The organism is Streptomyces laurentii, assembly GCF_040635425.1.
Classification (GTDB): domain Bacteria; phylum Actinomycetota; class Actinomycetes; order Streptomycetales; family Streptomycetaceae; genus Streptomyces; species Streptomyces laurentii.
Window position 1 is genome coordinate 39210 of record NZ_JBEYHT010000009.1, and the last position, 21398, is coordinate 60607.

Annotated in this window: 12 protein-coding genes and 3 pseudogenes; 3 read left to right on the top strand and 12 right to left on the bottom strand. The window is 69.4% G+C overall.

Translation table 11 applies throughout. From position 1 onward, the window contains the following. Positions 1-468: 468 nt before the first annotated feature. Entirely contained in the window at positions 469-864 is a 396-nt protein-coding gene (locus ABZ693_RS08425) for a hypothetical protein (protein ID WP_359874789.1), read from the top strand. A 110-nt stretch (positions 865-974) separates the two neighbouring features. On the opposite strand, the pseudogene ABZ693_RS08430 reads toward ABZ693_RS08425, so the two are convergent. After that, positions 975-1154: pseudogene (locus ABZ693_RS08430) on the bottom strand (hypothetical protein); the annotation flags it as partial. A gap of 409 nt (positions 1155-1563) precedes the next feature. Next, positions 1564-1629: pseudogene (locus ABZ693_RS08435) on the bottom strand (hypothetical protein); the annotation flags it as partial. Positions 1630-2180: 551 nt separating this feature from the next. On the opposite strand from ABZ693_RS08435, the gene ABZ693_RS08440 reads away from it, so the two are divergent. Further along, a complete protein-coding gene (locus tag ABZ693_RS08440; RefSeq protein ID WP_435842370.1) occupies positions 2181-4766 on the top strand; it encodes a collagenase in 2586 nt (861 codons plus the stop codon). 141 nt (positions 4767-4907) lie between these two features. On the opposite strand, the gene ABZ693_RS08445 is transcribed toward ABZ693_RS08440, so the two are convergent. The 3 genes from ABZ693_RS08445 to ABZ693_RS08455 form a co-directional block, all read right to left on the bottom strand. Next, positions 4908-5900: a LysR family transcriptional regulator gene (locus tag ABZ693_RS08445; RefSeq protein ID WP_359874793.1), complete on the bottom strand. Its 993-nt coding sequence runs from the start codon at positions 5898-5900 to the stop codon at positions 4908-4910. Between the two features lie 413 nt (positions 5901-6313). Then, positions 6314-6721, bottom strand: a complete 408-nt coding sequence (locus ABZ693_RS08450) for a hypothetical protein (RefSeq protein ID WP_359874795.1) — start codon at positions 6719-6721, stop codon at positions 6314-6316. 16 nt (positions 6722-6737) lie between these two features. Beyond that, complete coding sequence (locus ABZ693_RS08455; protein WP_359874959.1) at positions 6738-11279, bottom strand: polymorphic toxin type 27 domain-containing protein; 4542 nt, start codon at positions 11277-11279, stop codon at positions 6738-6740. Between the two features lie 669 nt (positions 11280-11948). Between ABZ693_RS08455 and ABZ693_RS08460 the strand changes: the two are divergent. Further along, a pseudogene (locus ABZ693_RS08460) lies at positions 11949-13450 on the top strand (carboxylesterase/lipase family protein). 189 nt (positions 13451-13639) lie between these two features. Here the strand turns inward: ABZ693_RS08460 and ABZ693_RS08465 are convergent. From ABZ693_RS08465 to ABZ693_RS08495, 7 genes are all read right to left on the bottom strand, one after another. Further along, a complete protein-coding gene (locus tag ABZ693_RS08465; RefSeq protein WP_359874961.1) occupies positions 13640-14692 on the bottom strand; it encodes a polyprenyl synthetase family protein in 1053 nt (350 codons plus the stop codon). Between the two features lie 89 nt (positions 14693-14781). After that, the gene (locus ABZ693_RS08470) at positions 14782-15933 is read right to left on the bottom strand and encodes a tetratricopeptide repeat protein (RefSeq protein ID WP_359874797.1); all 1152 of its coding nucleotides are present in this window, start codon (positions 15931-15933) and stop codon (positions 14782-14784) included. 267 nt (positions 15934-16200) lie between these two features. Next, a complete protein-coding gene (locus tag ABZ693_RS08475; protein ID WP_359874799.1) occupies positions 16201-17490 on the bottom strand; it encodes a glycosyltransferase in 1290 nt (429 codons plus the stop codon). After that, positions 17487-18506 carry an ABC transporter ATP-binding protein gene (locus ABZ693_RS08480; protein ID WP_359874801.1) on the bottom strand — a complete coding sequence of 340 codons (1020 nt, stop codon included), beginning with the start codon at positions 18504-18506 and terminating at the stop codon, positions 17487-17489. The genes ABZ693_RS08475 and ABZ693_RS08480 overlap by 4 nt, the downstream gene beginning before the upstream one ends. Further along, positions 18503-19300, bottom strand: a complete 798-nt coding sequence (locus ABZ693_RS08485) for an ABC transporter permease (RefSeq protein ID WP_359874803.1) — start codon at positions 19298-19300, stop codon at positions 18503-18505. Before ABZ693_RS08485 ends, ABZ693_RS08480 begins: the two co-directional genes overlap by 4 nt. After that, positions 19297-20121, bottom strand: coding sequence for an ABC transporter permease (locus ABZ693_RS08490; RefSeq protein ID WP_359874805.1), 825 nt, complete (start codon positions 20119-20121; stop codon positions 19297-19299). Before ABZ693_RS08490 ends, ABZ693_RS08485 begins: the two co-directional genes overlap by 4 nt. Beyond that, the gene (locus ABZ693_RS08495; RefSeq protein WP_359874807.1) at positions 20118-21209 is read right to left on the bottom strand and encodes a polyamine ABC transporter substrate-binding protein; all 1092 of its coding nucleotides are present in this window, start codon (positions 21207-21209) and stop codon (positions 20118-20120) included. The genes ABZ693_RS08490 and ABZ693_RS08495 overlap by 4 nt, the downstream gene beginning before the upstream one ends. Between the last annotated feature and the right edge of the window lie 189 nt (positions 21210-21398).

The following is a 21398-nucleotide window of genomic DNA, read 5'->3' on the forward strand; positions in this document are numbered from 1 at the left end:
AACCGCGTCGGCACCTTTCGCCGAGGCCTTCGCCGGCGTCCAGGCCGTGTTTTAGGTCGGGTTCCGGTCCATGCTTCGTTCCGTGGTGATCACGGTGTGAGGATCGTTCTGGGGCGTCAAACTGCCCCGAGCGCGGCGGCTACAGCTCCTCGTACCGCTCCTTCGGCAGGCGTGGTGATGGCGAGCCACTGGGTCTCGCTCCAGGCTCGTCGGATCGCCGGATCTCCTCCCCCGTGAGGGGGAGCGACATCATGCGCGGGGGTGATCTCTTCACGATCGCTGGATGTCAGATTGAGACAGGCGGTCGGACCAGCCGTGGTTGCCACGGGCCCGCGCCAACCAGGGAAGGAGTCAGGCGACGTTCCTGGATGTCAGGACTACTTGCCTGGCCGTAACGGGGGAAAAGACATGGGTTCGAAGAAGGCGCGGTGGAGTCGACGCGGCGGCATCGTAGGAGGAGCGGTCGCGATGACCATTCTGGCCGCGTGGCCGGCGTCGGCGAGGGAGGGCTACCCTTACTCGCTCTCTACGTCAGACGACAACCCCGGCGGCGCCGTCGGGTTCTTCGCCGACGGCGACGTGGTGGAGCTCGGCGACATTCAGGCGGATGGCAAGGACATCGAGATCGATGTGTGGGACGTCACCCCGGAGCCCGACGTGTACAAGTTCGGGTTCTACAACCGCAAGGGCTACCGGAATGGGTCGGTGTATACCGATGCCAGCATGGGTGCGCCCTTCAACCTCGCCGAGGGCCATTGCATCAAGTTGCGTATCCGGCTTGTCAACGCCGGTAGCACCACGGTAGTCAACGGCTCCACGAACTGGGGGCGGTTCCGCAACAGCATGCCTCACGAAAACTGCTGACAGGCAAAAGGAACGTGGCCACCGGGGTTGAGCTGAACGCTCAGGAGCCCCCGCTCCATGCGGGCTGAGGCCGGGCACTGATCAGACCGCCAGGCCGTGTTTGAGGAAGCGCGGGCGGCCAGCCACTTGGTGAGGTCGCCCGCGATGCGGTCGTTGCTGGTCTCGACGGTCACGTCGTGTTCGCGGCGGACGACCTCGTATCCGCCCTCGTCCAGGACGGCGACGGAGGCGAACCAGGCGGGGGCGTCCTGGTCGGGCTGGATCACGATGAATGTGTTGTCCGAGTCGTGGGCCTGCTCCTGGGACGGCCACCGCCGACCTTGGGCACCCGGATCGCTTCGAGGACCGGCTCGAACTGCGGGCTGTCACCCCGCCGACCTGCCGTGACCAGCAACGACAGCGGCTTCTGGCCCTGCTCGCAGGCCAGATGGATCTTTGTGGAGAACCCACCCCGCGACCGGCCCAGCCCGTGATCCTCCGGTTCGACCCCGACCCCTCCCGGGCGCTCCTTCTGCCCGGCGCCGTCCCGGCGGGCACCAGCCGCGTGTGATGGGCCCGGCAGACCGTGGAGTCGACGTTCACTTCCCACGTGATCAGCCCGGCCGCATCAGCCCTCGCCTGCAACAAGGTCAGGAGCCCGTCCCGGATGCCCTCGCGCTGCCGGCGTCGGAAAAGCCCGTCAACGGTCTGCCAGGGCCCGTACTCACGTGGCAGATCACGCCACGGAACACCCGTCCGTACCCGCCACCGAACTCCATCAACCAACCGCCGGGCTCCCGGACCCGCGGCTCACACCCGCCGCAGGCAGCAACGTTTCAAGGGTCTTCCGGGCTACGTGGCCGTAGAGCGAGCCGGTGCCGTCGCCGGCGCCAACCGGGACAGGACAGGATCACGTTCATCGTGCGGGCGAAGCACGGCCCGGTCATGCGTGTGGGCCTGTTCCTCCCGGGGTTCGGGGACGCTCTTCATCTCACGTCTTATGCCTGCTCCGGCGGAACTGTTATGCCCCTGCCGTCTTGGCGGGTGGAGCCGGACCGGTGGGGCTTACCCACCCTCCGACCAGGCTGTTCTTGCCCTACACCGGCTCAGCACAGGCGCTGCTGTACACCGGTTGGCAATCCCTCGTTCCTTCAGGCGGCTTCCTTGCGACGTGTCACCTGTGCGAGGGTCCAGCTCACAGGGCGTGACCATGTCAAGTCGGGCGGGCCTTCTGTATCCCGTCACGTCGTCCGCATGGTCTTTCGCTGTCCACGCCCTCTTTCCCCCCACCCCGTCGGTCGCGTCCTGCGCGGCCGAATTCCCTCACGGGAGGCGTAGTGAGAATGTCACTTGTCAGACGAAGTCTGGGCACAGCGTTGCCGCTGGCCCTGACCCTCGCCATGGGTATCGGCCTGCTGGCTCAGCCGGCCGGCGCAACCGAGAACGCTGAGCCGGCAGCACGCATCACGGCAGAGGGCCCGGACCGGGCTGAGCCCGCGCCTGTCGGGCAGCACACCACGGCCGAGACCGAGCATGTCGCGAAGGGGCGCCTGAAGGCATCCCAGCTGCCGCCCCTGGCCGCGAGCAAGGACGCTCTCAAGGTGGACTACGGCAAGACAGTCAAACCGCCTGTACCTTCCTCCACGTCAGCGGAGAAGGCGTTCGGAGGGGCAGTCGGAGAAAAGAGCGCTGCGGCGTGCAACGTGTCCGACTTCACGAGCCGCACCGGCAGCGCGCTGGTCCAGCAGATCAAGGCGTCGACGGTCGACTGCGTCAACACGCTGTTCAAACTGACCGGGAACGACGCCTACTACGCCTTCCGTGAGGCGCAGATGAGCACCGTCGCCTATGCCCTGCGTGACGGTTCGACGTCCTACCCCGGCGACTCCAGCACCGGTATGCCTCAGCTCGTGCTCTACCTGCGTGCCGGCTACTACGTCCACTACTACAACGCCGACGCGGTCGGCTCCTACGGCAGCGGCTTGCAGACCGCCATCCGTGCGGGACTCGACGCGTTCTTCGCCAGCGCTCACTCCCGCGACGTCACGGACGCCAACGGGGAGACGCTCTCCGAGGCCGTCACGCTGATCGACAGCGCCGAGGAGAACGCCCGCTACATCTACGTCGTCAAGCGGATGCTGGCGGACTACGACTCCTCCTGGAACGCCTCCTGGTGGATGCTCAACGCGGTCAACAACGTCTACACCGTGACCTTCCGTGGCCACCAGGTACCCGCGTTCGTGACCGCGGTACAGTCCGACCCCAGCCTGGTCGACGCGCTGTACGGCTTCGCCATCGGTCACGTGGCCCTGCTGGGGACGGACCAGTCCTATCTGACGTCCAACGCCGGGCGGGAGCTGGGCAGGTTTCTGCAGCACTCCGCACTGCAGCCCAAGGTCCGGCCCCTGGCCGACGGCCTGCTGAACGCCAGTTCCATCAAGGGCGTCACCGCACCGCTCTGGGTCGGCGTAGCCGAGATGGCCGACTACTACGACAAGGCCAACTGCTCCTACTACGGCACCTGCGACCTGCAGTCGCAGCTGGAGAAAGCGGTGCTGACGGTGACCTACCCGTGCAGCTCCAGCATCACCATCAAAGCCCAGCAGATGACCTCGAGCGAGCTGTCGTCGAGCTGCTCCAGCCTGCGCGACCAGGACGCGTACTTCCACAGCGCCGTCCGGGACAACGGGCCTGTCGCCAACGACAAGAACAGCACCATCGAGGTCGTCGCCTTCGACTCCAGCACCGACTACCAGACCTATGCCGGTGCCATGTACGGGATCGACACCAACAACGGCGGCATGTACCTGGAAGGAGACCCGGCGGCGGCGGGTAACCAGCCCCGGTTCATCGCCTACGAGGCCGAGTGGGTGCGCCCGAACTTCCAGATCTGGAACCTCAACCACGAGTACACCCACTACCTCGACGGCCGCTTCGACATGTACGGCGACTTCGACGCCGGCATGGCGACACCGACTGTCTGGTGGATCGAGGGCTTCGCGGAATACGTCTCCTACTCCTACCGCGGCGTTCCCTACACCGAGGCAATGACGGAGGCGGGCCGTGGCACCTACGCCCTGAGTACCCTCTTCGACACCACCTACAGCAACGACACCACACGCATATACCGTTGGGGCTACCTCGCCGCCCGGTTCATGCTCGAGAACCACCGCACCGACATGGACACGGTCCTCGGGTACTACCGTTCCGGCAACTGGAACGCCGCCCGCACCTACCTGACCAGCACCATCGGTACTCGCTACGACAACGACTGGTCCACCTGGCTGGCAGGCTGCGCGGCCGGCACCTGCGGGGGCACCAACCCGCCCGGCAACCAGGCGCCCACCGCCGCGTTCACCACGGCAGTCCAGGGCCTGAAGGTCACCTTCACCGACCAGTCCACCGACACCGACGGCACCGTCGCCTCCAGGTCCTGGAACTTCGGCGATGGCACCACCTCCACCGCCACCAACCCCAGCAAGACCTACGGCTCCGCCGGAACCTACACGGTGAAGCTGACGGTCACCGATGACAAGGGAGCCACCGCCACTGCCACGAGGACCGTCACCGTCAGCAGCGGCGGAGGTACCGGCACCGAGTGCACCGGCGCCGATGTCAGAGAGCTGGGTCAGAACTGCCAGCGCAGCAACCAGTCCGCCACCACCGGCAACTACGCCTACTTCTACCTCTACGTCCCGGCCGGCACCACCCAGCTGAAGATCACCAGCACCGGCGGCACGGGCGACGCGGACCTGTACTACAGCTACAACGGCTGGCCCGGCACCACCAGCTACACACAGCGTTCCACGGGAACCGGCAACAGCCACACCCTGACCATCACCAACCCGCCGGCCGGCGCCAACTACATCAGCCTGTACGCCGTGAACGGCTTCAGCGGCGTCACCGTCACCACCAGCTACTGACACACGGGCTTGCGGAACGCCGACTGCTACCGCGCAGCCGGCGTTCTCGCACGTATACGGACCCGCCGAAGGAAAGCGAGAACGACTCGCCCGGACCGGCCGTGCGTATCACCGCAAGCCTCCGCGAAACGCTCCTGCTCATCAAGCCGGACCAGGAAGCGTCTTTCTGGTTCCGTCCGCAGAACGAGGAGGCGCGTACGTACGAGCTACCCACTTCTGGAAGTGCGGAGCCTGAGCCAGCAGCTGCCGGTGAGTTCGAACGGCATGATGATGCACCGCCTCGACAACCGACGCGTCGACCAGATCTCGGCGCCACAAGAGCAAATGCCGCTGCCACAGAGGATCCCCCGCCAGAGGTTTGATCAGAACCCCGTCCACGGGACACACAGTGGGCTGAACGGCGGTCACTCCGAGACCTTTGGCGATCATCGACTGCAATTGATCGAGCACATGGAACTCGTGCGTGACCGCCGGCGTGAAACCCGCAGCCTGGCAGGCGTCGTAGAAGACGCCAGGCCATCCCACCCCATCGTCAGAAGAAACGAACCAAGTGTCCTCGGAAAGCCCCTCCAAGGGAATTTCAAGGCGATGCGCAAGCGGGTGACCGGCAGGGGTGGCTACGAAGATCGGAACAGTTCTGATCGCACGACGATCCACATTCGGAGAGTGCTGAATCGGCAGCCCAGGATAGTCGCATCCCAGACCGGCATCCAATTCGCCGGCTTCCAGAAGGCTCAGGAGTTCCCCGGTGGCATACACACTGCTGACGGAGACGACGAGATCGGGAAAAGCGTCGCGAAGAGAGTCCAGCAGCACAGGCACCACGGGCGTATTGATGACACCGAGGCGAAGTCGACGTGTCGTCTCGGGCGTGCGCGAGTGCCGAAGACCAGTGAGATTGTCCGCGAGCACCAGAATCTCACGGGCCCGGCCGACGACCTGTGCACCGTAGGACGTGAGCTCCATACCGGTGCTGCTGCGCATGAACACTCCCTTGCCGAGCATCCCCTCGATGCGGCGTAATTGCGTGCTCATGGCCGGCTGTGAGTATCCGAGTGCGGCAGCCGCCCGGCCGACACCCCCCAAATCCGCTATCGCACACAACACGCGCAAGTGTCGCAACTCGAGCTCCACGAGGGCACCTCACTCCGGATGAACGGAGTTCCATTATGTGCCGGAAAGAAGGGGCTGGGATCCCCATCACAGGCGTGCTCTACGGGCACCTCATCTCGAACGGCACGTGTGAAGGGGTGATGGGTGAGCCCAGCGGTCCGATATGACCGGCCTGTTGTTCCGAGGTTGTCTCACGTGGCGCGTTTCGCCGGCTTCTTGTAGCAGGTCAGGGGGGCGGCCAGGCCGAGGAGGAACACCCTCGACGGCCTGCTCGACACCTTCGTCTGCTGGTTCGGCCCACCACGCACTGACCTCTGCCCCGGCGCGCCAGGGAGATCGGCTCGGCGTGCGGTCCCGGACCGTGAGTGACATGCCGAGGGCGGCCCCCGCGATGCGGGTGCCGCCCTCACCTTGCGCGTCCGAGTGCCGAGGCGTCAGTAGACGTTCCCCGACTCCGCCGGGAAGTCCGGCGGCCAGGGCCCGTCGTACAACGACTCCCGCTCGCCCATCAGCGCGTATTCCGCTTCCCGCCAGCTCGGATTGCCGCCGACGACGAAGCTGTCGCCGTCCGGCTCCAGCATCCAGGTGTAGGCGGCGTCCTGCGCCTGGATGCCGTGCCGTTCGCTGAGCACGCCGAACTCGGCTTCGGTCGCCCGCCGGATGTGGAGCCCGTTCCGGTAGTGGGGCTTGAGGAACATCAGTTCCACATGCCCGATCCAGACCTCGATCCTCGTCGTGGTCCGGTCCACCAGGGTGGCCTCACTGGCCAGCGTCAGCTGCCGGTGCGAGGGGTGGAATCCGGTGACTCTGAAGAGTCGCCCCTCCCGAACGAAATCCGTCATGCTCACCATCTTTCCCTCAGTTCACCGGCACGCCGTTGGCGTACGTGAAGCGCTCCGGGAAGACTTGCTCGACTTTGCCTTCCGCGTTGGTCATGTACCAGTCGATGCTCTTCCAGGTGCGGGCCTCCGTCCGGCAGGCCGCACGGAGTCTGACCATCTCCCACGCGGTTCCGTACCCTCTGGACCGGATGATCCCCCAGTCGTTGTTGGTGATCGTCTCACCTCGCGCCAGAAGCATGTTCAGCGCCTCGTCGGCGTTCTTGGCGCCCGCGACACCGTCCAGCGACACCGAGATCCTCACCGTGGAGTTGGACACCGCCTGGTCCACTCCCACCGTCCACAGGGGGCGTTCCCCCATGCCCATGCCGGCCGGCAGCTGGATGCCGAACTCCTTGCCGTTGAACGTGCGCCCGCCGACGATTTTGGTGAGGTCGTCCGAGCCCGGGTTGATGCCGAGGACGATGTGGTCCTTGTCCTTGACCAGGTCCCGGAGAGCCTGGCGGATGCACTCCTCGGTCGAACCCGAAACGGCGAGCGCCCGGGCGCCGACGGTCGGCGCCGCCCTGGCGGCCGTCTCGCAGGCCTTGAGCACCGTCTGCATGATCTTGCCGGCGATGCCCGCGAGGGCTTCCTCGGGCAACCGGAGGGTGCGCAGGGCCTTCCACGCGTCGAAGACGCCGATTCCGGTCCTGGCCGCGGCGTCCATCGCCCGGACGGCGTCCGCGATGGGCCGGATGATCTTGCCGGCGAACAACGACGCCACATCCACCACGGCCCAGGCGCAACCACCCCAGCTCCCGTTCTCACCACCCGGGGTGAGTTTCTGGGCGCAGCGGATCCAGCTGCCGAACAGGATGTCGATGGGATCGACACCCCGCTGGTACTCCGCGATCGTGATGGTGTGCGTGACCTCGGTGTACTGCGTGTCCGTCTTCTGCTCGCCGAGGTAGATCGTGTCGCCGGAGAAGCACGCGTTCTCCCAGACCTCCGTGGCGCACAGGTAGAGGTCGAGATCGGCCTTGTAGCCGATCTTCTGGGTCATCGTGCAGTCGCCCTTGTAGACGAGCTGGTCCCACCAGCCGTCGCAGCCGCCGGTCTTCTTGATGATCTGCGGCTTGCCGACCTGCTCGATGTGATCGACGACGTAGAACACACCGCCGATCAGACCGCCGGCCTCGTCCGGGACCGTCCCGTTCCCGATCTGCTGGGCGTTCCCGGCGTTCTCGGCCTGGGTCGCGGCCTCCTGGGCGGACTCGGCGTACTTCTGGGCGTCCTTGGCGGCTTCCTCCGCCGCCGTCGCCGCGGCGTCGGCCCGCTCGGCGGCGGCCCTGGCCTCCTTGGCGGACTCCTCGGCCTGCGCGGCGGCCGCACGGGCGGCCTCCGCGTCGAGGGCGGCGGCGTCGGCGGAGGCGCGGGCGGTTTCGGCGTAGCCCTCGGCCCGGCCCGCGGCCTTGTCGGCGGCGGCGGCGTCCTCGGCGGCCTGTCGCCCGTACTCGATGGTGCGGGCCAGTGACTGCTGTGCCTTCGCCGCGGCGGCCGCCGCGGCGGCCGCGTAGGCGAGTGCCTCCTTCGAGTAACCGCGGGCATCCGCGGCGTACTTGGCGGCGTTCGCCGCGTGCTGGTAGGCGGCCTTCGCGTCGCCCTGCGCCTGATCGGCGAGGGACTGGGCGGCGGCCGCTTCCTCGGCCGCGTTGACGGCGTGGGCGTCCGCGACGGCCTTCTGCTGCTCGGCGATGGTCTTCGCCGCCTGGCCGGACAGGACCACCAGAGAGGCGGCCGAGTCCTTGGTGACGTACGGCGAACCGAGCTGGATCGCGTCGTTCGCGGGAACCGCCACCTGCGCGGCCGACTTCCCGGCGTCCACCGCGGCCCGCGCGGTCACATAGGCGAATCCCGCCGCCTTCGCCGAGGCGACGGTGGCCTTGTCGGCCTCGGCCTTGGCCGCGTCCGCTTCGGCCTTGGCCGTCTTCGCCTTCGCCTCGGCCTCGTTGGCCGCCTTGACCGACAGGGCGGCCTCGGCCGAGGCGTGCTCGGAGGCGACGATGGCGTCGGCGGCGGCACTGGTCGCGGTGCGCACCGCGGCGTCCGCCCGCAGCTTCGCCGCCTGCGCCTCGTCCGCGGCTGCCCGCGAGCGCTTGGCGGCTGCCTCCGCGCGGGTCGCCGCCGCGTCCGCGTCCGCCGCCGCCTGGGTGGCCGCGTCGGCCGCGGTACGGGCCCGGCCGGCCGCCGCCTCCGCGTCGTCCGCGTGCCGGGAGGCCTCATCGGCCGCCGCCCGCGCGGCGTCCGCCGCGTCCCCGGCTTCCAGGGATTCGGCGTAGGCCTTCTTGGCGTCGGCCTTGGCGCGCGCCGCGTCCGCCTTCTGCTGGGCGTCCCACGCGTCGTCGCGCAGTTCCCTGGCCCGGTCCCGGGCGGCCTCGGCGTCGTCCTTGCGGGCCACCGCGGTGGACTCCGCCTTCTCGGCCCTGCTCTTGGCGGCCTCCGCGTTGGCCGCTTCGGCTTCCGCCGTCTTCCGGTGCTCGGCGGCCTCCGTCCTCTTGAGGTCGGCGGTCTCCTTCTCCTTCTTCGCCGTGGCCTCTTCGGCCTCGGCCTTCAGCCGCTTGGCGTGCGCGTCGGCCGCCGCCGCCTTGGCGTCTCCCTCGGCGATCAGGGACTGGGCGAGCTTGGCCTCGGCCAGCTCCTTGTCCTTCTTGGCGTTGTCGCGGTGCAGCCTGGCCGCGTCCGCGGCCGCCTTGGCCTGCAGTTCGGCCCGGTAGGCCGCCTCCTTGCGGAACTCCGCCTTGGACTGCGCGGCCTGCGCCAGCGCCCGCTGGGCGATCGTGGCGCTGTCCGCGGCCGCCGCCCGGGTGGCCGCCTCGGCGGTCTCACCGGCCTTCACCAGTGCCGTGACCGCTGCCGCGGCACCCTGGGTGACCTGCGCCTTCTGTTGCCCCACCAGCAGACCGCGGCCCCGCGGCGCGCCGGCGGCGTCCGCGATCGTGTACGCGGCCTGCTCGGCGGTGGCACTGGCGGTCTGGGCCGCCGTCGCGGCCGTCGCCTGGCGCTTGAGCTCGGCCAGCTCGGCCACCGCCCCGGCGCGTGCGGAGGCGAGCCGCGCCGTCGCCTTCGTGAACTCCGCCGCCGGCGGCACGGTGCCGTTGTTCCCGGTGGGCTTGAACAGCACCTTCTGCGTGGCGGCGGTGCTGCAGACGGCCGCGAGCGCGTCCTGCCCCGCGGTGTACGCGGGGAAGTTCAGGCACTTGTCCGCCCCCACATTCTGCAGGGTGGCGCTGGCGCGGACGCTGAACTTCCAGGTCTGCATGGGCGTGCCGTTGCAGGTCCAGAGCTGGATCTTCGTCTTGTCGGTGGCCACGTCGAGGCACTTCGACGAGTTGACGTTCTGCAGGCTGTAGCCCTGGCCGTATTCCCCGTTGACCTTCCATTGCTGGGCGGCCGCCGTCGCACAGGCGACCACCTCGACAGGGGTGCCGTTGGTGGTGGCCGAACCCTGCGCGCCCAGGCACTTGCCGGCCGCGCCCGGGATCTGGATGGCCATCGGGGCGGTGCCGATCCAGCCGATGCCGCCCGAGGACCAGTAGTCCTGCCAGCGGGTGATGTGGTCGGCGACCCACGAGTGGCCGAGCAGCTTGCCCATCGACTCGGAGGCCACGGTCAACGCCTGGACTGCGTTCTTGTTCGCGGTCAGGATGTCGTTGCGCGGGACGGCCTGCGAGCCGATCTCCTGCTGCCACTCCGTCGCCGCGGTCGCGGTGACCTCGCCCAGGACCTTCTCGGGGTCCATCGGATCACGCCACGCGCAGGACGCGAAGCGGGACTTGAGGTCCTCCACCGCGATCCGGTACTCGGCGGATCCCGGCAGCGGCGCCTTGGCCGGGAAGCCGCCCGAGCTCAGGAACAGGCGGGCGTTGTCCGCGCCGGTCGGCTCCAGACTCCAGTCCGTCAGGTACTGGTAGGCGTCCCGCAGTGCGAGCTGCCGGTTCCAGTCCGGCGAGGACGGATCGGGATCCTTGCCGTAGAGCGGCTGCCCCAGAGCCTTGACCGCCGCGACGGTCTTCGCGTCGGCCGGCGGGGTCGCGTCCTCGTAGAAGTCGCTCTCGTCCTTCCAGAACCGGTCGGCGATCCACTGCGTCAGGCCGGTCTGGGTGTGGAAGTCCTCACCGTCGTCCCCGCTCGTCCCGGGCGGCCACTCGAAGTCGGTGACGGAACCGAAGCCGCCCGGCGTCGTGAGCCCGGTGATCTTCCAACTGTTGTGGAGCGTGTCGAGCCGGTTCAGATCGGCGAGCGCGGCGTCCTGGTCCGTCTGGTACGCGGTGGCGAGCGGCGTGTCCTCCCAGAAGTCCCGGTCGGCCAGCTCCCGCAGCCGTGCCGGGCTCTGGTTGAGCGCGTCCTTCGCGCTGGCGGCCATGGCGGGCCCGCCCAGCCGCAGGACATCGCTCATCAGGCACTGGTCCTGCCGCAACTCCTCGGCGGCGGTGTCCTCGTACCAGTCGTAGTCGCCCGCCAGCTCGGTCCGCGAAGCCGTGTAGCCGTCGCTCACACCCGCGCCGGCCAGCAGCGCCATGGCGAGCACCGGCGGCAGCAGACGACCGGTCAACCGGGAGAAGGTACGCAAGGGTCTGGCAGACCCCGAACGTCTTGGTCTCAATGCAGTGCCACTTCCAGTCAGGGAGCCGACCGCGGGGTGCGGCATGGCCCGGCCTGACTCGACGGGCTCAAGCCGTCGAACCTGACGGTCGCTCAGGTCATGTGTCCGGACAGGGAACGGAAGTCCGGACCTGGCAGGCAGGATGCTACTCAGGGATGGCGGGCGTGGATAGGGATGATCTTTCTCCGTAAGGGAGTTGGGAAGATCGGACCCGCCCGGAACGTCTTCGCCACCGGCCGTCCGGGCCCCCGCCGACCCACTCACGGCCGGACGCCGGTGGAGCGGCCATTCCCACCGGTTTCCCGTTCCTGACCCGCTCTCCCGGACCAGTCACGGACCAGGCCCCCGGCTCGCTGCCCAACGGCGCCGCCGCACCCTTCCATCCCGCTGCCAGTCCCTCCGGTGTGGCCGCGGGATGGCGCCGCACGGGCTCTCGCTCTCCTCGCCGAACGGGTGGTGGCGCGGATTCACATCGCCGGTGCGTCAATCTTCGCGATCTTGGTGTTGGTGCCCGAGGAGCCGGTGATGCCACGCTGAGGACACGCCCGCTTCGGGCGATGCGGCGTCGAGCGAGAGGCAGTCCGCGTGGAGACCTTCGAGACGAACAGCGGCCGGGTGCGGGGCTTTCGGGCTTCCGAAGGGGTCGTCGCGGTGCTCGGCGTTCCCTATGCCGAGCCGCCGTTCGGGCCCAGGCGGTTCAAGGAGCCCCAGCCGGCCGCGGCGTGGGCCGGGGTGCGGGGCTGTACCCGCTTCGGGGCGGTGTCTCCGCAGTCGGCGCGGTTGCCGGGCGCGCCCGCCTGGTCCCCCGGCGACGAGGACATCCTCACCGTGAACATCTGGACCCCGGCCGCGAAAGGCGACCGCCTTCCCGTGCTCGTGTGGATACACGGCGGCGCGTACACCTTCGGGTCCTCGGCCCAGCCCGACTTCGACGGCACCGCGTTGGCACGCGCCGGCGTGGTCGTCGTCACTCTCAACTACCGCGTCGGATTCGAGGGCTTCGGCCACATACCCGCGGCCGCGGGGTCGGTTACCCGGACAACCGCGGCCTGCTCGACCAGATCGCGGCGCTGCACTGGGTCCGCGACAACATCGCCGGGTTCGGTGGCGACCCGGGCAACGTCACCGTCGCCGGCCAGTCCTCCGGAGCGGCGTCGGTGGCTTGTCTGATGGTGATGGACAGAGCCCGCGATCTGTTCCGCCGCGCCATCGCCCACAGCCCCGCCAGCCCCTGCTACACCCTCGACATCGCCGCCGCGACCACGCGCGAGATCGCCGCCGCGGCGGGCTGCCCCGCCACCCCCGGGGGCCTTACGGCCGTCGGCCCGGAGGCCCTGGTCCGCGCCGGCGACGCTGTCGTCGAGGCATACCGGCGCGATCCCGCCTCCGGCTCCCGCCACTACGATCCTTCGCTCTACGCCCCGGTCCTCGACGGGGACACCCTCCCCGTCGATCCGCTCACCGGAATGGCCCAGGGCTTGAGCCGGGAAGTCGACCTGCTGGTCTGCCACACCACCGAGGAGTACTGGCTCCTCGACGCGGTCGGCAGCAGCACCAAGGTCACCAGTGAAGAGCAACTCACCCTCTTCGCGCAGGACTTCGGTCTCCCCGACGGCCTGATCGACGGGTACCGAGCCCACGCGCCCGAGGCCCCGGTCCTCGACATCTACCTCGCCGTCTTCAGCGACCTGCTCTTCTGCGAGTACGGCAACAGGCTCGCCGAACACCACGCCCGAGCCGGCGGCCGGACCTACCTCTCGCGCTTCGACCGGCGCCGCACCGACCCAGGCGGAAGCGTTCGGGCGTGGCACTGCGCCGACGTCCCCTTCGCCTTCGGCAACCACCTCGACAGCGACCTGGCCTTCCTCATCGGCGGCCTGCCCACTCCCGCCGACCACGACCTCTCCGCCCGCATGGTGCGCGCCTGGGCCGACTTCGCCCGCACCGGAGACCCCGGCTGGCCGGCCGTCGACCACCCCGACGCCCCACTCATGACCTGGACCTCGGCCGACTGCGACAGCCCGGGCGAGCCCGCCGGCACGCGAGCGCTCTGGGCCAAGGCCGCCTTCCCGCTGCTTCGGCCGTAAGGCCGTAAGCCCGTAAGGCCGTAAGGCCGCATGACCGAAAGCAGGTGAATCGGCGAACACAACCGCGTCGCGCGTCTATCCGGCGGTGTGCCGATCGCGCCCACAAGGCGTCACCACCTCTGGTGGTGACGCCGTTCGGTCATCGCGCGGCCGAAGCACGGGGCGGCCCCCCTCCTCGCAGGCCGCGGGTCACCATGTTCTGGCGAGCATGTGCGTGAACAGCGTGTCCAGTTGCTGTACGGCCGGAGACCTCAGCGGCGTGTCGCGCAGGGTGCGGCGGGCGGTGTCCAGGTGGCGGAGTGCCTCGTCGCGGGTTGCCGACCGACCGCCGGCCTTCTCGACCAGCGCCGCGACGTGGGCGGCCTCGTCGTCGTCCATCCGCTCGGTGGTCGTGAGGAGCGCGGCGAGTTCGTGTGCGGCCTCGTCTCCTCCGGCCAGTGCCGTGAGGATCGGGTAGGTCTTCTTGCCCCGTCGGAGGTCCGCGTGGACGGGCTTGCCGGTCACGGCCGGGTCGCCCCAGATGCCGAGGATGTCGTCCACCGCCTGGAAGGCGAGGCCGAGATGGCGCCCGGCTCGTTCGAGTGCGGTCACGGTGCGGTCGGGGGCGCCGCCCAGGATCGCGCCGAGCGCGAGCGCGCAGCCCAGCAGGGCGCCCGTCTTCTGGTCGGCCATCGAACGGTACTCGTCCGGTCCCACCGCACCGGGTCCGTGCCACGGACGGTCCTCGAAGCGCAGGTCCTGCGCCTGGCCGGTCACCAGTGTGTTCAGGGTCGTGCACAGGCACCGGACCGCGGCACCCGTGTGCCGGCTCCCGACCTCGGCCAGGGTCGCCACGGCCTGCGCGAGGAGCGCGTCGCCCGCGAGAACGGCCGGGCCAGTCCCGTACGTCTTCCACACCGCGGGGCGCTGCCGGCGCAGTGCGTCGGCGTCCATGATGTCGTCGTGGAGCAGCGAGAAGGTGTGGACGAGTTCGACGGCCACGGCTCCCGGGACGGCGTCGGCGCCGTCGGCTCCGACGGCCTCCGCTCCGAGCAGGGTCAGGGCCTGACGCACTCCCTTGCCCTCCGATCCGCCCGGGTTCGGCGTCCCTGACGGGTCGGCCCAGCCCAGTGCGTACGCCGCCATCTCACCGGTCCAGGGATGCAGTCTTCCCACCGCCTCCACCAGCGCCGGCCGGACCAGTGCGCGGCAGCGGTCCAGGACGGTGGAGGGCAAGGGGTGGTGCGGGCGGGGCGGGCTCATCAGCGCCACGCCCGCGGGGCCGGCGGCGGATGAGCCGGCTGGTGTGTCCACGGGTGAACAGGCCGGCGACGACGGCTTCGGCAGGGCGTTCATCGCAGCCCCTCCACGTCCACGGCCCGCAGGGCCTCCGCCCCGACCGCCGGCAGCACCGGCTCCGCTGCCCCGGTTCCCTGACCGGCATGGTCCGGTAGCGGGCCGACCCCGAGCTCGGCCGCGGCCTTGTCCACCATGTCCCGGGCGTGTCGCAGTCCGATGCGGTCCAAGGTCGTGCGCAGTTCGGCAAGTTCCGCGGCGGTGTGCGCGGCCTCGCGGCCCAGGCGGGCACCGGCCTTGACCAGGCCCAGCCTCGACAGTGCCGTCCCGCGTGGCTCCTCCATCTCGCGGAACTCCTCCAGCGCCTGCGCGTACAGCTCGCGGGCCTGCTCGTACCGGCCTGCCCGGTACAGGACGTTGCCCCGCATCTTGTGGTTGTAGGCGAGCGCGCTGGACAGCCGTATCTCCCGGCATGCCTCCTCCGCCTGCGACAGCAGGGACAGTGCGCGGTCCACGTCCCCGTCGCGTACGGACACCACGTCGGCGATGCCCCGCAGGGCCCATGCCCAGCCGCGCCGGTCCTCGGCACGCGACGCCGTCTCGGCCGCCTCCTCGAACAGGGCCAGGGCCTTGTCGTAGGAGCCCGTGTTGCGGTGCATCTGCGCGATGCCCTCCAGTGCCCACACCGTGTGCCGGGCCTCGCCGCGGCGGCGGGCCTCGGCGAGCAGCTGTTCGTGCAGCCGGCCCACGGCCTCGTAATCGCCCTGTATGCGCCCGGTCTCGGCGAGCCCCGCCAGCGAGTAGCCCCGCACGACGATGTCGTCCCCCCGCTCGCCCGCCTCGGCCGCGAGCCGCAGGAGCCGGTACGCCAGCCGGAACGCACCGCGCTGCCGGGCCAGCGTGCCGCCGCTCCACAGCGCCCACGCCATCGCCCCCTCGTGACCGGCCGAACGCGCCGCCCGATAGCTCGCCTTCCACGCCCGGTCGGCTTCCCCGATCCGCCCGAGCCTGCGGCAGGCCTCCGCCACGGCCAGCCCGCACCGCGCCATCTCCCGCAGGTTTCCTGCCTGTTCCGCCGCCTGGAGTTCCTCGATGCCCCGGGCGAGCACCTCGGGCAGCGAGGCGTTCACCGACAGCGTCCCGAGCGCTCCCTGATACTCCGGCGCGGACGCCTTCGCCCGCCTCGCCTCACTCATCCGACCGGCCATCAGAACCTCCTCCTGTCGGCTCGACGATCAAGCCGACGCGAGGGTGAAGACGGTGGCGGTGGTGCCGGGTTCCGGATCGGTCGGAAAGTACATCTCCGGAGGGTCGGCGGATCATCCTCAAGTGCTATACGGACGACGGAGGTTCCTCAACGAGAGGTACCCGGTGCCTGGTTGAGGACCGGTACGGGTGGGTGCCGCGCGGCGGGCGCTGTCGAGAGTCACCGTCGCCGTGGTCGCGACCGTCGGTCGCCCCCGAGGACGTGTTCTTCATCGCCCTGTCGCCGGCGTGGCAGCTCCTTCGATGAGGTCCGCCGCTTTGCGCAGGCCGTCTCGGCGGCGGATCTCCTCCCCCACGCCGGCCAGCCGCTCCCGCAGCGCGTCGTCCGCGAGCAACCGCTCCAGCGTCCCCCTCAGTTCCCCGTCCGTGAAGCGGTACGTGTCCAGGCGGACGCCGAACCCCAGCTCGTCCATCCGCTGGGCGTTGTCGTACTGGTCCCAGAACAGGGGCAGCAGCACCATCGGCTTGCCGAAGTGCAGGGCCTCGGTCGTCGTGTTGTTGCCGCCGTGCGTGATGACGAGATTGACGAGCGGCAGGATCGACGTCTGCGGCAGGAACTCCGCGCCCCACATGTTCGGCGGGAGCTCGATCTCCTCGTGCAGCGGCCCCTTGGACACGAGGTAGCGGTGCGGGGTCCCGGCCAGCACGCCGATGACGCGCCGCATCAGCCCCAGGTCCGCCGAGCCGAGTGAGCCCAGCGAGAAGTAGATCAACGCGCCGTCGCCGTTCCGCAGCTCCGCGGGCAGTTCGAACGTCCCGTCCGTCTCCCGGACCGAGGAGTCCAGCCGGTGCCAGGCCGGGCCGAGCGTGCGCGCGTAGTCCGCGGCTTCCGGGTACACGTAGAGATTCGTTGCGCCTTGATGGATGAAGTCCAGCTCCGGCAGGGCCGGAGCTCCCTGCTCCACCACCCACGCGTTGAACTCCTCCCAGAGCGCGCGGTGCGAGCGGTCGTATGCCTCCCGGAATTCCGCCCAGCCGGTGCGGTCCGCCGACGGATGGCCGGAGAAGACCGGGGGCACGTCGTCCGTCCTCAGTTCGAGGGGGTTGCAGGACATGATGCGGACGAACGGTGTACCCGCGGTCAGCAGGGCGGGGAAGCACACGACGTTGTCCTCGACGATCACATCGGGCCGGACCCGCTCGATGATCCGCCGCAGGTGCGGCTCGCAGTACCGGACGCCCGCGACGAGCTCCTCCCAGACGGGCTTGACCCAGGTCTCCAGCTGCTCGATGGTCGGCTTGCGGAACTCCGGTGCGGTGTCCCGGATGAAGTCCTTCCAGAACTGGCCCGCCTCCTGCTCTCCTTCCGGCGGGGGCGCGAGGGCGACCAGGTCCTCCTCGAAGCCGAGCGCCGTGAGCTTCCCCTTCCAGGAGGCCTCGGCGGCGAAGACGACGCGATGGCCGCGGCGGCGCAGGACATCGCCGATGCCGACGCAGTTGTTGGTGGGCCCGTAGGCGCTCTCCGGTACGAACAGCACGGTGAGCCGGCGTTCCGTCATGGCTCTTCCCCCTCGATCGGGCCGACAGGGATGCCGGCGGGAATACGGACGGCGGCCTCCGGAGGCCAGGCAAGGGACACCCGCTCGCCGGACACGACACGGGAGGGGCCCTGGACGGCGACGAGTACCGGCCGGTCCAGGGCCGGGACACGCACGGCGAGGTGTGACGTGCCGCCGTGGAAGCTGACGTCGACGACCGTGCCCGTGAGCCGCACGCCCTCGCCGCCCCCGTCCCCGTCGCCACCTCCGTCGCCGATGCGGATGCGCTCCGGACGTACAGCCGTGATGCCGTCCGGCCCCGGAAAGAGGTTGTTCGCGCCGACGAAGCCCGCGACGAAGGCGGTACGCGGCCGTTCGTACAGCTCCACCGGTGCGTCGGTCTGCTCGATACGGCCCGCGTTCATCACGGCGATCCGGTCGGCGAGCGACATGGCCTCCTCCTGGTCGTGCGTGACCACGAGGAACGTGATGCCGACCTCGTTCTGAAGCCGCTTCAACTCCAGCTGCATCTTCACCCGCACCTGCTTGTCGAGCGCGGACAGCGGCTCGTCGAGCAGCAGCAGACGGGGCCGCTTCACGATCGCCCGGGCGAGCGCGACACGCTGACGCTGTCCGCCGGAGAGCTGGTGCGGTCTGCGGCGGGCGTACGTGGGCAGGCCGACCGTGGCGAGTGCCGCGTCGACCCGTTCCCGTATCTCTCGGCGCGGGAGCCGTTCCCGCTCCAGTCCGTACGCCACGTTCCGCTCGACCGACATGTGCGGGAAGATCGCGAACGACTGGAACATCAGATTGACCGGGCGCCGGTGCGGCGGCACCCTCAGCAGGTCCTCTCCGTCGAGCGTGACCGTGCCCGCGTCCGGCGTCTCGAACCCGGCGAGGATACGCAGCAGGGTCGTCTTGCCGCAGCCGCTCGGCCCGAGCAACGCGCAGAACTCGCCCTCGCCGATGTCCAGCGAGACGTCGTCCAACGCCTTGATCCCTCCGAAACGGTGGCTGACCCCCTTGATCTCGATCATCCGTTCGCCTCCGGAGCGCGGGGAGTGGTCGTACGGGTGAGCCGCTGCGCGGCGACGACGGCGGTGAAGCTGACCCCCAGCAGCAGGGTCGCGAGCGCGTTGATCTCCGGGGTGACGCCGAAGCGGACCATCGAGTACACGACGACCGGGAGCGTCGGCTCGGTCGGAGCGGCCGTGAAATAGGCGATGACGAACTCGTCGACGGAGAGCGTGAAGGCGAGCAGGGCCCCGGCGGCGATGCCCGGGGCGAGGGACGGCAGGGTGATACGGACGAACGTCGCCAGCGGTGTCGCGCCCAGGTCCCGGGACGCCTCCTCCAGCGAGGGATCGGTGTGCGCCAGCCGCGTCCGCACGAGCGCGGCAACGAAGGCGGCGCCGAAGACGGTGTGGGCGAGCAGCACGCTGTGCAGGCCGAGGGTGAGCCGGACGGCGGCGTAGAAGACGAGCAGGCCGATGGCGAGCAGCAGATCGGGGACGACGGCGGGGAGCAGGGTCACCACGTCCAGCAGCCGTGAACGGGTGCCCCGGCCCGCGCCGATCGCGAGCAGGGTGCCGAGGACCGTGGACAGCGCCGCGGACCCGGCCGCGACGATCAGGGTGTTGACGAGCCCGTGCAGGATCTCTTCGTCGCCCGCCAACTCGCCGTACCAGCGCAGACTGAACCCCTCGAAGGCGTACGGGGAGCCACCCGCGTTGAACGACATGGCGACGAGGACGACGACGGGCGCGTAGAGGAAGACGTACGTCAGCCAGAACGGAAGGCGCGTCGACAGCCGGTTCCGGGTGGGGGTCATCGGCTCCCGTACCTCCTCGCCGTCCACGCGTGCGCGAAGAGCAGCAGCGTCAGCACGGCCAGCAGCGCGAGTGCGAGCGCCGAGCCGAAAGGCCAGTCGCGGGCCTTGAGGAACTGGTCGCGGATGAGGTTGCCGACCATCACCGACCTTCCCCCACCGAGGAGTTCGGGGACGACGAAGTTCCCGAAGCTCGGTACGAAGACGAGGAGGCAGCCGGTGAGGACCCCGGGGAGGGTGAGGGGAAGCGTCACCGTACGGAAGACGGCCCACGGCCCACCGCCCAGGTTCGCGGCGGCCTCGCGCAGCCGCGGGTCGAGCCGCGCTAGGGACGCGTACAAGGGGAGGATCATCAGGGGCAGATACGCGTACAGCAGACCGATGACGACGGCCGCATCGGTGTAGAGGATCTCCACCGGGCCGAGGCCGATCGCGCCCAGTGTCTTGTTGAGCCAGCCGGGGCCGCTCAGCAGCACGATCCACGCGTAGACGCGGATGAGGAAGCTGGTCCAGAAGGGCAGGACGACGGCGATCAGGGCGATCGTCTGCCGACGGCGCGTGAGACCGGCGATCACGTACGCCGTCGGATAGCCGACGAGGAGGGCGAGGACGGTGGTGAGGGCGGCGATCCAGGTGGAGTGGAGGACGACGCCGGCATAGAGCGGGTCGGCGAGGCGGGTGAGGTTCTCGGTGGTCGGCTCGTGCACGACGCCACCGAAGCGGCCACGCCGGAAGAACGCGTAACTCAGCACCAGGCCCAGGGGGACGACCATGAAGACGGTCGAATACGTCAGGCCGGTCGCGGTCAGCGGCCACCGCTTCATGAGCCGGCGGCTACCTCGGTCGACAGCCGGGTGTACTTCGTGGCCGCCTCGCCGACATCGATGACGGACTCGTTCTCGAGCAGCTCGTCCGGTGTCATGCGCAGTGGTGCGTTGGCTTTGAGCACCTTCGGGTCCAGCTGTGCCATGGCGGCCTCGTTGGGCACCTTGTAGCGGATGTTCTCGGCTGCCCAGCTGTGGATCTCCGGGGCGAGGATGTAGTTGACGAGGGCGTGCGCGGCCTCCTTGTTCTTGGAGGACTTCAGTACGACCATCGTGTCCACCCAGAGGTCGCTGCCCTCCTTCGGGACGGCGAACCCGATCTTCGGGTTGTCGGTCGGGCACCAGCCGTCCCATGCCTCCGCCATCGCCGACTCGCCCTTGACGAGCCTGTCGCCGAACGTGGTGTCGTCGTAGGCGAGCAGGTCCTTCTTGGCGTCGAGGAGCAGCGTGCGGGCGGCGGCGAGTTCCCGGTCGCTGGTGGTGTTGACGGAGTGGCCGAGCGCCTTGAGTGCCGGGAGGGCGAGCCAGCGCTCGGTGGTCATCATGGTGACCTTCCCCTTCAGCGCGGATGGGGGCTTGAGGAGGTCGTTCCAGCTGGTCGGGGGCTGTTCCACGAGGTCGGTGCGGTAGCAGATCCCGGTCGTCCCCCAGGTGTAGGGGACGGAGAAGGTGTTGCCCTTGTCGTAGGCGAGCTGCCGGGCCTCGGGATAGAGGTTCTTGAGGTTCGGGATCAGGTCCGCGTGGACGGGCTCGAGCAGTCCGGCCGCGTTCAGGGCCTGGGCGTACTGGCCGGAGACGAAGGCGACATCGATACCGCTGTCGTTCCCTGCCGCGCCGCCCCCCGTGAGCTTGGCCATGATCTCTTCGTTGGTGGCGTGGTGCGCGATCTTCAGCGGGACGCCGAGGTCCTTCTTGACGCGCTCGGGCAGGTCCTCGGGGCTGTAGCCGTCCCAGATGGAGACCGTGAGGGACTGCTGGGTGATGTCGGCCTTCGGGTCGAGTGTCGCCGGGCCGCTGCTCCGGGTGTCCTCCGCTCCGCAGCCGGTGAGCAGCAACAGGGCGAGACCTGTCGCTGCCGTGCCCCTCACGCGCATACCTCTCACTACACAACTCCCCTAATTCGAGGACCAGTTGAGGCGCGAGTCTCGCATCACGCCACAGGTTTCACAACGGGGCGGTGGTCAGGGCACATCAGAACCGTTCCCGCATCCGACGACCGTGTCCGATGGCCGTGAAGCGGTCTCTCGATCACGGCCGCGATGGCCTTGCTCGGTGCC